The 12299-nt window shown below is 39.2% G+C and carries 13 protein-coding genes and 2 pseudogenes; 11 read left to right on the top strand and 4 right to left on the bottom strand.

Annotation, left to right across the window (positions count from 1 at the left end; translation table 11 throughout):
- Positions 1-222 precede the first annotated feature (222 nt).
- Both HMPREF0083_RS12720 and HMPREF0083_RS12715 read left to right on the top strand, forming a co-directional pair.
- Complete coding sequence (locus HMPREF0083_RS12720; RefSeq protein WP_021621818.1) at positions 223-531, top strand: hypothetical protein; 309 nt, start codon at positions 223-225, stop codon at positions 529-531.
- Positions 532-666: 135 nt separating this feature from the next.
- Entirely contained in the window at positions 667-978 is a 312-nt protein-coding gene (locus tag HMPREF0083_RS12715) for a hypothetical protein (RefSeq protein WP_021621817.1), read from the top strand.
- Here HMPREF0083_RS12715 and HMPREF0083_RS29955 read toward each other — a convergent pair.
- Positions 963-1172 (bottom strand): annotated as a pseudogene (locus HMPREF0083_RS29955) (hypothetical protein); the annotation flags it as partial. The gene HMPREF0083_RS12715 and the pseudogene HMPREF0083_RS29955 sit on opposite strands and share 16 nt — an antisense overlap.
- A gap of 233 nt (positions 1173-1405) precedes the next feature.
- On the opposite strand from HMPREF0083_RS29955, the gene HMPREF0083_RS12710 reads away from it, so the two are divergent.
- From HMPREF0083_RS12710 to HMPREF0083_RS12675, 8 genes and pseudogenes are all read left to right on the top strand, one after another.
- The gene (locus HMPREF0083_RS12710) at positions 1406-2263 is read left to right on the top strand and encodes an alpha/beta fold hydrolase (RefSeq protein ID WP_021621815.1); all 858 of its coding nucleotides are present in this window, start codon (positions 1406-1408) and stop codon (positions 2261-2263) included.
- A gap of 257 nt (positions 2264-2520) precedes the next feature.
- The gene (locus HMPREF0083_RS12705) at positions 2521-3372 is read left to right on the top strand and encodes a MurR/RpiR family transcriptional regulator (RefSeq protein WP_040302638.1); all 852 of its coding nucleotides are present in this window, start codon (positions 2521-2523) and stop codon (positions 3370-3372) included.
- 49 nt (positions 3373-3421) lie between these two features.
- Complete coding sequence (locus HMPREF0083_RS12700) at positions 3422-4453, top strand: dipeptidase (RefSeq protein WP_021621813.1); 1032 nt, start codon at positions 3422-3424, stop codon at positions 4451-4453.
- Entirely contained in the window at positions 4450-5610 is a 1161-nt protein-coding gene (locus HMPREF0083_RS12695) for a DUF819 family protein (protein ID WP_021621812.1), read from the top strand. The genes HMPREF0083_RS12700 and HMPREF0083_RS12695 overlap by 4 nt, the downstream gene beginning before the upstream one ends.
- 52 nt (positions 5611-5662) lie before the next feature.
- A complete protein-coding gene (locus HMPREF0083_RS12690) occupies positions 5663-7789 on the top strand; it encodes a CocE/NonD family hydrolase (protein WP_021621811.1) in 2127 nt (708 codons plus the stop codon).
- A 170-nt stretch (positions 7790-7959) separates the two neighbouring features.
- Complete coding sequence (locus HMPREF0083_RS12685; protein WP_021621810.1) at positions 7960-8178, top strand: hypothetical protein; 219 nt, start codon at positions 7960-7962, stop codon at positions 8176-8178.
- A 179-nt stretch (positions 8179-8357) separates the two neighbouring features.
- The gene (locus tag HMPREF0083_RS12680; RefSeq protein ID WP_021621809.1) at positions 8358-9053 is read left to right on the top strand and encodes an exonuclease domain-containing protein; all 696 of its coding nucleotides are present in this window, start codon (positions 8358-8360) and stop codon (positions 9051-9053) included.
- A gap of 124 nt (positions 9054-9177) precedes the next feature.
- Positions 9178-10210 (top strand): annotated as a pseudogene (locus HMPREF0083_RS12675) (dicarboxylate/amino acid:cation symporter).
- Between the two features lie 77 nt (positions 10211-10287).
- Here HMPREF0083_RS12675 and HMPREF0083_RS12670 read toward each other — a convergent pair.
- A complete protein-coding gene (locus HMPREF0083_RS12670) occupies positions 10288-10566 on the bottom strand; it encodes a hypothetical protein (RefSeq protein WP_021621806.1) in 279 nt (92 codons plus the stop codon).
- 310 nt (positions 10567-10876) lie between these two features.
- Positions 10877-11116: a heterocycloanthracin/sonorensin family bacteriocin gene (locus HMPREF0083_RS27230; protein WP_081696065.1), complete on the bottom strand. Its 240-nt coding sequence runs from the start codon at positions 11114-11116 to the stop codon at positions 10877-10879.
- Between the two features lie 500 nt (positions 11117-11616).
- On the opposite strand from HMPREF0083_RS27230, the gene HMPREF0083_RS12665 reads away from it, so the two are divergent.
- Positions 11617-11910 (top strand): hypothetical protein, encoded by a 294-nt coding sequence (locus tag HMPREF0083_RS12665; RefSeq protein WP_148315966.1) that lies wholly within the window; start codon positions 11617-11619, stop codon positions 11908-11910.
- A gap of 187 nt (positions 11911-12097) precedes the next feature.
- Here the strand turns inward: HMPREF0083_RS12665 and HMPREF0083_RS29030 are convergent.
- A partial coding sequence (locus tag HMPREF0083_RS29030) for a hypothetical protein (protein ID WP_209421080.1) occupies positions 12098-12299 on the bottom strand: 202 nt, incomplete at its 5' end.

Genomic DNA, 12299 nt, shown 5'->3' with positions numbered 1-12299 from the left:
AATTCGGAAAAAAGAAGAGGTTGGATGCGCCCTGTGCTCCAGCAGAAGAAAGGCCAATGTGTCTTTTTCTAGTCTCTGATTTTCTCCTCTTTTTCTTACTTCCTACCACAAAAGTTTGTCGATTTATCAAACCAGATGTATATAGATAAAGGGCTAATCGTTTAATCTTATATCTTGACCGATTTTCACCTCTTATGATAAGAAAGTAAGAGAGGTGAAATCATGTTTGCACTAATGACCAGAGTAACTATTCTTTCAGATATTCTTAATTTAGGTTTGCCGGTAGGCCAAGAGGCTTATATTATAGCGCATAATCGTAGAATTGATGTAGCCTACCAATATCTCATCCGCGTTCCGGCAATCCAGAAGGAATTTTGGGTAGTGGAGGATGACATTAAACCGTTAACTGAAGCAGATACATTGAAGGATTACTCCTGTGAAGTTGAAGAAGTGCTCATTGACGTAGCGCTGCAAACCAAACAATTTAATATCATTAAACAGATAAAGGACGATAACAAGGCTGATCGCTAGTGTCAGCCTCATTTTTATTAAGTCCATCTTGTTTTTATGATGTATTAAAACAAGTGACAGGGTCGAGAGTTTTAATATGAACATTACATATGTTGTCCATAATGAATCGAGGGTAGCAAAGAAAGGCAGGTATTGATGAAAATATTAATAAACGATGAGCGATTATCTTTAGTAGACAATGAAGCAGGTAGGGATATATGGATGAAATGGGATGATGTATATGCTATTCATTATTATAAACTCGACTGCATAACCGAGATTATTACTTGTCTTGAATTTGATTACGAAAATGGAGAATATTTAGAGGTGAATAGCACTAATGAAGGCTGGGAGGATTTAATACAGCATTTACATAAGCATATATCGATACAACAGGAAAATTGGAGATTAAATATGCTAAACTGTCAGCCTGATGATGGGGGAGACACAATCTATCGGAAAATGTAGCGGTTTGTAACTATATACATCTGATTGGATAAATGGACACATTTTGGTGGTGGGCGGGAGCGGGCGGAAAAAGACACGCGGGCCTTCCACCCCTTATTCTCGTAAAATTTCATCGCTTTTTGATTTTTGGATACACACTTCAATCTTAATGGTTTATTCATTTTTTCTATGGAGGCATTAAGCAGCAGACCGCCATTCACATTTTCACGCTCACTTTCTTTTGCATAAATAATACCGGATCTGATAGAATGATTTCCATCTAGATATTTTTAGAAGGCTTAGAGGAACTGGGCATTAAGCATTGAAAATCTAGACAGAGTATATGGACCATAACAACAGCTCCTATAGTACGGAGTTGTTTTTTGTATTGAACATTTTATTAAGGATTTTTTGTTAATTTATGGTATAACATTAAATATACAATAAATTGCATGATTTTATTCAGTTATTTTTAATTTGGAAGGGGTGGCTACGTATTCGATACGTAAAATGTCATGGTAACAAGCCAATAGAGATAGTAACTGTTCATGGGGGTCCTGGTGCACCAGGAAGTGTTAAAGAGTTAGCAATTTTATTATCTCAACATAAAGGAGTCTTAGAGCCATACCAGACAAAATTAACAGTAAATGAGCTAGTGCTTGAACTAAATCAACAAATTGAAAACTATTGTAAAAAGCCTGTGATATTAATTGGTCATTCTTCAGGAGCTTTGTTAAGTCTTTTATATACAGATAAATATCCAAAAAAGGTTAAAAAATTAATCTTAATATCAAGTGCTCCACTGGACGAGAAATGGTCAGAAGGAATTATGAAGAAACGGTTGGAACGTCTAGCACCAGACGAATTAAAGCAACTAAGAATTCTCCAAAATGAACTTGTTCATGAAGATATTCAAGATAAAGAAAAAAGTAAAACCTTTATGAAATTGGGAGAAATAATGTCTAAAACTGATGCTTATAATGGTCAGGCTGTTTGGTGCGATTACGTTAATAATGAAGAGTTATCTGACATTCAATATCCGATTTATAAATCGATATGGCCTGAAATGAGCACCCTTCGTAAAAATGGATATTTTTTAAATGTACTACCTAAAATAGAAGCACCAATTTCGGTTTTTCATGGTAGATACGATTCACATCCTATAGAGGGTGTAATTAATCCTTTCCAAAAAATTAATAAAGATATATCGTGCCATTTGTTTTATAAGTGTGGTCACTATCCCTGGCTGGAACCACTTGCTAAGAATACATTTTTTAAAATCCTTTTTAATGAAGTTGAATTTTAAGGAAAAAAGTTGAAAAGTACCGTGTAAAGTCTTCTGAATGGTTTTGGGCATGGTCCAGGTAAAACGTGTAATTTAGTCATATAAGCTCTTATTGAAATAATTTACTGAATATTAATAAAAATTTTATTAATATAAATATTGATAAAATTAGTTCCGCATGGTAAATTAATTATGAAAAAATGAAGTGAATCCTTCGTTTTTGAATAAAAAGTAAGCGTAAACTTCCTGAATCGATGATAGGAGGCAATCAAGTTACCGTGTATGACTTTCGTGATTTAATCAAATCTAAGTATTACAATCTTTCAAAAGGTCAACAAAAAGTTGCTTCTCTTGTTTTGGAGGATTCGTACTTTGTCGCTCTGAACCCGGCAAGTGAAATCGGAAAACAAATCGGTGTTAGTGAAACAACTGTAATCCGCTTTTGCTATTCTTTAGACCTAAAAGGTTTTTCAGAATTACAAACGATGCTTAGAGAGCAGCTATGGTCTGCGGAGAACAGCTTGGAGAATTTTCACAAAGAAAAACTTGAACTCGCTGGAGGTTCGAACTTTTACACAAATGTCATGAAAAAAGATTGCTCCAAAATCCAAGAAACCATTTTGTATTTGAATGAACAGGACATACATACAGCCGTTCAAAAATTAACGAAAGCGGACAATATTTATGTTAGTGGAATGCGCGCATCATTTGGGGCTGCACATTGGCTCAGTTTTGCTCTTGGAATTATTAAAGACCCTGTCTATCTTTACCGCCAAGATACAGATGATCTGTATCAAGTGATGAATCAAATCAAAGAAAATACTGCGGTTATCGCAATTTCCTTTCATAGATATGCGAAGGAAACGGTCCATTTTGCGGAACTGGCGAAAAAACGAGGAGCATTTATTATCAGTTTAACCGATTCACCGATCAGTCCGATTGCGAAATATTCGGATTGCGTCATTCACCTTTTCCAAGCGAAACGTTCGACACTTGATGCTGCTCCCTCATTATTTTCGGTTATGAATGCGATTGTATCGGGGGTTTCCGTGAAAATGCACGATCAATTTAAACAAAGGCAAAAGCAGTTCGACCTTCTTGAAATTAATGATATGTTTTATATGGAATAAATGAAATGTTGCAAAGTTTTTTGCCAAAATTGTTTGAGGGGGAGTTAACGTGGAAAAGAAAATCGCTAGTTTGCATGAAAATGCCTTTGTTATTGACGCTCATTTTGATTTGTTGATGGACGTAGAGATTCAACGTGCAAGAGGCCGGAAAAAAGTCATTGAAACCGATTATTTACCCGGCTTCAAGACAAGCGGGATAAACCTTATTGTCGCATCGATCTTCATTGAAAGTGAATTTCTCCCGGAAATGGGACTGCGTAAAGCGTTGGCTCAAATTCATTCATTGTATGAGGAAATTGATGAATCGTCCCATCATATCATGATGTGCAAAACGTATGAAGATGTACGGAAAGCAAAGCAGGAGAATAAAATTGGGTTTCTTTTATCGCTTGAGGGGATTGAACCAATCGGCCATGATTTAAGACTATTAAGGATTTTTTATGAATTAGGTGTCAGGATTGTAGGACTTGTTTGGAGTCGGCGAAACTATGCTGCGGACGGCAGTCATTTCACACCTGTTCGTGAAGGAACAAAAGGTGGCTTGACCGCTTTTGGTATTGAGGTTATTGAAGAGGCGGAAAAGCTAGGCATGTTCATTGATGTTAGCCACTTAAATGATGAGGGTGTTGCTGATGTTTTAAAGATGGCCAAAAAACCGGTCATTGCCTCCCATTCCAATGCGCGAGCTTTAATGCCGACGATGCGAAACATTAGCGATGAACAAATACGGCAAATTGCTGCAACAGGTGGTGTTATCGGCATTAATGCTGCAAGCATGCTTGTCGCCGAAGACGATGATAAATCTAACCTGGAACATTTAATCAATCATTTGGATCATATGGTCAAAATAGTCGGGGCTAAACATGTTGGGATTGGTTTGGATTTATGTGACATGGTCATGAAATATATTTCACCTAATGATTTTGGAAAATTCGAACGAATTCCGTTTGATGTTATCAAAGGCCATGAGAGTTTCAAGGAGATTACAAAAGAGTTAATTAAACGTGGATACGATGATGAAGCAATTGAATGCATATTAGGTAACAACTTTTTACGCGTATATGAGGAGGTTTTGAAGTGAATGCATTTGTCGCAAGTGAAACAGCTATTCTGGCGTTTTTAACTTCGGCTGTCGCTCTATCCTTCTACATTTTGCGCTTTAAATGGGCGGTATGGATCGGACCGGCCTTAGCCGCCGTTGTTATTGGAATTGTATTATCGAATCTCAACATTTTGCCTCATGCCCATAAGGTTTACGGAGTATTCATGACCTATGCAATCCCGCTATCATTGACGATGATGCTGTTAAGCGTCAATCTAAAAGAATGGATACAGCTCGCGGGGAAACCTTTGCTTGCTATGGGGTGTGCCGTTGGGAGTGTAGCTGTCGTCACAATTATTGTAAGTATCTTTTTAGCGGCGAAAATTCCCGAAGGCTGGAAAATTGCCGGTATGTTAATTGGAACATATACGGGGGGGAGCTCGAACTTAACGGCAATTGGTACAGGATTAAATGCGACTCCGACAACATTTGGTAGCGTAAATGCCGCTGATTACGTTGTCGGTATACCATCTTTATTGCTCTTTTTTGCCTTACCGTCAATTATTGCAAGATCGAAATGGTTCCAAAAGTGGTGGCCTTATTCCTTACAGGAAGCAACGGACGGATCGGAAGAAAAGCAGGAGCTTTTCGCTGAAAAGAAGTGGTCGATTACGGATATTGCCATTCTTTTTGCTATTGCTTTCATTGTAACAAGTTTTTCAACTTACTTATCAGGCTTCTTTCCAGAGCTATATTCAAGTGCGATGCGAATTATTTTTGTGACCACATTTGCGATTATCCTAGCCCAGTATAAACCGGTTCGTAAGCTAAAAGGAAACGTAGATCTAGGCGTGTTTATTGCCTTGTTTTTCCTTGTCATTATTGGACTTAGTATTGATATTAAAGCTTTTGCAAGTTCTGCGCCGTTAATCACTGTTTTTTGTTTTTTTGTAATATTCGGTTCTTTTTTGTTGCATGTCTTGTTATGTCGTATGTTTAAAATTGAATATCAATATGTGCTCATTTCTGTCGTTGCCTCCATCGCCGACGGTACGACTTCTGCGATGGTTGCCGGGTCGGCCAAATGGCATTCTGTTATCGGAACAGCAATTATTTTAGGTTCAATCGGGTCCGCATTAGGAAACTATATAGGGCTTGGGACTGCTTATTTGATTAGAGCTATTATTGGTGCATAAAGCAGAACGAAGAAATTTGAAGGCAATTAAAAAATGAGGAGGTTTTACAGAAATGCTATCAGACGAAAATATGTTTATATACTATAGGTCTGGGATTCTTTCAGCAAAATTATTTCTGGAGGCTGATAATGCTTATGTTCAAGAAAAAGATGTATTTTCTTCAGAGTGGAAAAGTATTGAACCTGTAATAAGGCATAATCTTCTTATTCCACTTGAAGATATGCTGAAGATTTGGCAGGAGTCCAAACAAATCTCATGGGAGCAGAAGAAAGTTCATCTTCCATCAGGCTACTATTTTCATTTGATGGAAGGATCATTCAACAATGCCGATGATCATAAAAGGTTTGTCATGCTTGATCGTAAACAGCCGATAGACGTTGTGATTCATCATAATGAAATTATTGCATTTCTATACCATGCCCGTGAAGATAGTGTCATATTGATTAAAGAGGGCTATGAATCTTTTACCCCTCTATCGCTGTGGGATGATGTCTCTAAAGCTGAGCATCTCGTTCAGCATGAAGGTACACATTACGTTGAAATGAGAGATGGAATCAAGCTCGCAACAGAAGTATGGCTTCCAAAGATGGCGTCTTGCGAAATACCGCTGCCTACGATTTTGCTTAGGACCCCTTATGGAAGAATGATGCATGGTTTAAATAAGCTCCGGTTTGTCCAAAGAGGATTTGCTCTTGTTTCACAGGATGTCCGCGGTCGAGAGGAATCAGAAGGCGAATGGATCCCGATGATTCATGAAATAGAGGACGGTGATGATACATTAAATTGGATTGCCTCCCAGCCCTGGTCTAACGGCAAAGTTGGCATGATCGGCGGTTCATATGGAGGATTTGTTCAATGGGCAGCAGCTGCAAGCGGAAATCCGCATTTAAAGGCACTTGTTAGTCTGGTGACGGCTGGCAGTCCCTTTGGTGATGTACCGCGAAAGGGCGGAACGATAGTATCTGGAACGTTGGCGTGGACCTTCATGATGGCGGAACGAAAAATGAATCAAAAGGCAATGGAACGTAATGATTGGGATGAGCTTTTGAAAATTAGACCGCTGAAGGATATTCCGCTCAAGGCACTAGGGAAAGAGGTTTACTTTTGGAGTGAATGGATGAAACATATGGACAATGATGAGTTTTGGAAAAAAGCAAACTGGTTTCTTCATGGAGACAGGATTGATGTTCCGTCCCTGATCATTTCTGGATGGTACGATGATAATGGGGGGGGAACAACAGAAGCGTGGGACATGATGAACCGCCACAATCGGCAACATCAACGGTTAATACTTGGCCCATGGTATCATAGTGCAAATTCCACCCGGCAGATTCACAACGTTCAATTTGGCGAGAATGCGATTCGATATGACCTGGATGTTCTTTTTCAAAAATGGTTTGATCGCTTTTTAAAGGACTGTGAAAATGGAGTGGAAAAGGAATCGCGTGTTCAATATTACATGGTCGGTAAAAATCAATGGAGAAGCGCTGAACAATTCCCGCCTGAATATGTAACATATAAAAATTTCTACTTACATAGCAACGGAGATGCGAATACGAGTAGCGGCGACGGTTTCCTAAATGAGAAGAAGCAAGCTAGCGAGCCGGTAGATAAATATGTTTTCAACCCGGAAGATCCTGCCCCATACTTAATTGATATGTCTGAAAATGAGTGCAGTGTCCCGGAAAACTATCGGGAAGTGGAAACACGTGAAGACGTATTGGTGTATGAAACCAAGCCCCTTGAAAAGGATGTTGAAATTGCGGGTGACATTTATGCAGTCGTTTATGCGGCAAGCTCTGCTAAAGACACAGACTGGGTCGTAAGATTAACGGATGTAGACGAAAAAGGAAACTCTATCCGCCTATCAGATGGTATAATTCGTGCCCGTTACCGTAACACCTTTGAAAAACCAGAGCTGCTTGAGCCAGGAAAAGTCGAAAAATATGAAATCAAAATGACTAAAATCGCCAACCATTTTAAAACAGGTCATCGTATTCGGATATCAATTACATCCGGAGCTAAAAATCTGGCTTTTCCTAACCAAAATACCGGGAATGATCCGGCAATTGACTCCGAGTTTGTGATTGCAGAGCAAACCATTTATCATAGTTTGAAATATCCAAGTTGTGTACGATTGCCAGTTATTGAGAGAGAGGGCGGAGATTTTGAAAGATAAATGTATTTACCGGTACGACTGATTATAGGTATAAATGATGTAAAAACAACTCATCTATCAGGATTTGTGGTCAGATAGATGAGTTGTTTCTTGTATTCTTACATAAATCTTCTGGACAACCCAGGGAAGACTTCTGGGCAATCCTTTGGTAGCCTGCTTGGCGGGCAACAATGACAGGGTGGACAGCAGTTGCATGGTTTACAGCAATGAGAAGGCGGACAGCAGTTGCATGGTTTACAGCAATGAGAGGGCGGACAGCAGTTGCATGGTTTACAATGATGAGAGGATGGACAGCAGTTGCAGGACTGACAGTGATGAGGGGGCGGACAGCAGTTGCAGGGCTGACAATGATGAGAGGGCGGACAGCAGTGACAAGATTTTACCACTGACATTATTCCTTTCTAAAAGTATTTTATATTATTCTATAGTATGAAAGTATACTGACAGTTGCTATAAACGGATTGCTATTTTGAAAGTATAATAGGGCGCTGGAGGAGTAAATGGATAAAATAAGAAACTTGAGGTATGTTATAACCATATTACCTAATTAAGTAAGGTGGATATAACGATGAATTATATTGTGATGGATACGGAAATAAATGGACGTGTGTGGAAAAGTGCAGATCCAATGGAAGTTATATCCATCGGGGCTGTAAAAATAAGGGGGGAACACATAAAGAGTAAGAAGTATAAGCATGAGCTTTTTTATGAGTACGTTAAACCGGTTTGTGCTTACACCGAGTACGCAAGAAAATTTACCGGAATACCAAGGCAAACGATCGCGAAAGCGGAATCATTTGTAACGGTTATAGAAAAGTTTAAACGTTGGATTGGTAATGAGGAATATGTATTTATCGGATGGAGTGATTCAGATAAACTTGTTTTGATACGGGATTGCAAGTTGCATAAAATTGATGATGATTGGGTAGACATTTATATTGATTTGCAGGCCTACATAAAAAGATACATTCCTGAGGCAAATAATCAACAAGTTTCTTTGCAGAATGCAGTTGAAATGCTTGGTTTAGAATGGATGGGTAAAGCACATGATGCTTTGGATGATGCAATAAATACAGCGGCAATATTTATGTTTTTATGTAAAAATAAATCTGGGGATATTGTGCAAGAATTTATGAAAGGAAGCACATGTAAGGTATACAGAAAATGCAAAGCATGTGGCAAATTTTATCGTTCAAAATCGAATCGATTAAACAGAGCGAAAAGGTGCAACCGGTGTTATAGAGCGGCTCAAGCAAGCAAGTAGTTTTACAGTGCCAAAGTTAAACAGGGATTTTTCCTGATATTTATGAAATAAATGTTGCGTTTTTTGTTCCATAAGGTAATAATATTTTCAGGATATAAATTAATTACAGAATAGGAGGAATTGAATGAAAACTAAGTTCGCTTTCTTTATTCTAACTGCGACTGCGTTAGGTGCTTTATTCGGTTATTTCTTTCCTGAGACGGGCGTGGCCATAAAGCCACTGGGCGATGCATTCATTCGACTGATCAAGATGGTTGTGATTCCAGTCATTGTAACTACATTGCTTGTTGGTATTACGGGCGTTGGAGATATTAAACGTATGGGGCGTGTCGGCGTTAAAACGATCGTTTGGGATTGCACTGGTAAGCATCCAACAAGAAGCTAAACCAGTCATTCACTTTTTGGGAGCGGCTTCAAAAGCTTCTTTTCGCCTTGTAAACATGGTAATGACAGTTGCGCCAATCGGTGTTTTTTCTTTAATGGCAGCAACAATCGGAAAATATGGAATCGGCGTACTGCTGCCATTAATTAAATTAGTTGGTGCGGCTTATTTTGGGCTTGCCTTAATTTTGTTTGTTCTCTTCCCCTTAGTCGCGTTGTTCTTAAAGGTACGTATAATTGAAGCCTATAGGCTGGTTTGGGATTTAATGATTGTCGGGGCTGCTACAGGGAGCACAGAGACCGTTGTTCCACAATTAATGCAACGACTTGAGAAATTTGGCGTACCCAAATATATTACTTCTTTTGTTATCCCTGCAGGTATGCCGCTGAATTCCGACGGAACAACCTTATACTTAACTGTTGCAGGACTATTTATTGCCCAAGCTTTTGGCGTGGAGATGAGCTGGTCACAGCAACTCATCATGGTGCTGTTTTTTATTGTAACAAGCAAAGGAATTGCGGCAGTTCCTTCTTCTTCCATGGTTGTCCTTCTGGCAACAGCCACGGCAGTAGGTCTCCCGTCTGAAGGTGTTGCGCTCATTCTTGGAATTGACCGAATCATAGATATGGCCCGTACTGCCGTAAATGTCGTTGGACACGTTTTCTCCTGTATTGCAGTAGCGAAATGGGAAGGTGTTTTTAGGAGCGATTCGGACAGCGAACAAGAATATAGATCAGGCAACGAGCAGTCGGTGCCTGACTCTGCAGCCACATAATTCATGTTGTCCTAAGGGTGTTGATTATTCGGTATTAACACCCTTTTTGTTTTAGAACATAAAATAAAACCTGCTATTTAGCAGGTAATTTGCAATACATCAAGAATAATTTTCTCACCTCTTATCATTCCATCCTTATAGCCTCTTTCGTACTCTCGTCTATATTGTTTAAGCTCTCGAATGTATAGAAAATAATAATCTCTAGTGTTTGCTTTTACTTCTTCGATACCTCCGCTCTTAAAGGCGTCGAATTGTAATGTTAACCCTGCTATAACACCGGAGCTATAACTACTTTCTTCTGTACTAAAGCCTGTTTTATTTATTATTTTTTTTATCTCTTCAACACAACCAAACATGGCCAGCCTCCTGTATAAAGTAGTACAGATTTATAGTATGTGTATTTTCTTACAATAAAATACGTGTGCATACAAAAAGGAAACGATTACATAATGCTTGTATCCCGGTTAGAAACTAGAGCATATACAGAAAGCATGGCGGAAAAAGGGGCACCTTATAACTCATCTGCATGATTTTTTTGAAGAATTCGCTGGCACCTATCATCTGGCTGCTTTCGTTTACAGTTTTTTTATTATCGAATGTTAATGCTTATAAAGAAGAGCCCCTAAAGTTTATGTAGGGGCTTTTCTTCTTAAGCAACCATGTTTTTTATTGGGAGCGAAAACAACGACCGCAATGATGAAAACATCCACCGCAGCTAAAACATCCACCACAGCCGAAACAACCGCCACAGCGGAAACATCCACCGCAGCCGAAACAACTGAAGAAACCGAAACATAGTCGAGTATCATTAGCAGCGTACTGGCTTTGAGTGCTGACAGGAATCATCGGGAACGTCTGGAAATTACCAACATCCAATCCTTGGATTTCTTTTTGAAAATCATTCATTTTTGCAACCTCCGTTTAGTAAATAAATACACTGTAAAGAAGCATAAAAACAAAAGCACAATAGGCAACTCCACTAACTACTTTCCTCAATAAAATATGAATCATAATGGGTTATTGTTACTGATTTACATTCTGTTACTGTATATTCAGTATCGTTCAGAGTACATAGCCGCCACAACGCGCCCAAAACGGCCGTGTAACTTCGTTGCGGGAAAAAGACGAGGGAATACGTATACGCATACTTCTTATAATTTTTGTGGGACTATACTGCAAAAAACTTTTGTATAGGAGAGATTGTCGTACGTAGCAGCTTAAGAAAAGGCGTTTGCCTAACACTTGTTCAAACCTATGCCCGTAATATAATACCATCTCTTAGGTGAAAGGGAGGGAACATACATGGGCTCCGGTTTTGGAAGAGAGGTTATCGGGATAGTCCTTGTACTTTTTATCCTGCTCGTGATTATTGCATGTGCATGTGAAAATTAATGGAGGATGAGAGAATGGGACTTTTCAGTCGTAGACGACGTGAAGCAAGTGAAGAAAAACATGAACCACGTAAGTCAAACAGAGAACCGCGTGAAGAGAAACGTGAATCACGTAAGTCAAACAGGGAACCGCGTGAAGAGAAACGTGAATCACGTAAGTCAAATAGGGAATCGCGTGAAGAAAAACATGAACCACGTAAGTCAAATAGGGAATCGCGTGAAGAGAAACGTGAATCACGTAAGTCAAACAGGGAACTGCGTGAAGAGAAACGTGAATCACGTAAATCAATTAGAGAACAACGTAAATGATGCGAAAGAACCTTACATCACAAAAAGGCCGCTTTTATTTACTAACGGCCTTTTTGTGATCGATTATGCATGTGTTGTAAGCTTCAAAAAAGAAGCTGATGATGCTTGCTGATATACGCTCAAAAGCAACATTCTTTGAGCTTTTAGCTAAGCTGAACCAAATGAAATATAGGCAAATTGCTGTAAATTATAAGCGTGTAAGCTTTTTCTTCCGAACCGAAGAGTGAGAAGAAAGGTGTATAAGTTTTTGTACATATTTCCAAGGGTGTTGATTATCCAGTATGATCCAGAGTGGGTCGTCACCACACCGTGCCCCCAACGGTCGTCGGTTCGTCTCCCGCACCCAAGCAGAGAGGGCCGCTTTTTGCCCCAGCCAGTCGGGACCGCAA

Source organism: Aneurinibacillus aneurinilyticus ATCC 12856, from assembly GCF_000466385.1.
Taxonomy (GTDB): Bacteria; Bacillota; Bacilli; order Aneurinibacillales; family Aneurinibacillaceae; genus Aneurinibacillus; species Aneurinibacillus aneurinilyticus.
Note: the sequence above shows the minus strand (reverse complement) of the source record. Positions and strands in the feature narration are given on the sequence as shown.

Bases quoted from the DNA above. Each gene is read 5' to 3' on its own strand.
- HMPREF0083_RS12715 (WP_021621817.1), top strand. From the start codon at position 667: ATGAAAATATTAATAAACGATGAGCGATTATCTTTAGTAGACAATGAA.
- HMPREF0083_RS12685 (WP_021621810.1), top strand. From the start codon at position 7,960: ATGACAGGGTGGACAGCAGTTGCATGGTTTACAGCAATGAGAAGGCGG.
- HMPREF0083_RS27230 (WP_081696065.1), bottom strand. From the start codon at position 11,116: ATGAATGATTTTCAAAAAGAAATCCAAGGATTGGATGTTGGTAATTTC.
- HMPREF0083_RS12720 (WP_021621818.1), top strand. From the start codon at position 223: ATGTTTGCACTAATGACCAGAGTAACTATTCTTTCAGATATTCTTAAT.
- HMPREF0083_RS12670 (WP_021621806.1), bottom strand. From the start codon at position 10,566: ATGTTTGGTTGTGTTGAAGAGATAAAAAAAATAATAAATAAAACAGGC.
- HMPREF0083_RS12665 (WP_148315966.1), top strand. From the start codon at position 11,617: ATGGGACTTTTCAGTCGTAGACGACGTGAAGCAAGTGAAGAAAAACAT.
- HMPREF0083_RS12690 (WP_021621811.1), top strand. From the start codon at position 5,663: ATGCTATCAGACGAAAATATGTTTATATACTATAGGTCTGGGATTCTT.
- HMPREF0083_RS12680 (WP_021621809.1), top strand. From the start codon at position 8,358: ATGAATTATATTGTGATGGATACGGAAATAAATGGACGTGTGTGGAAA.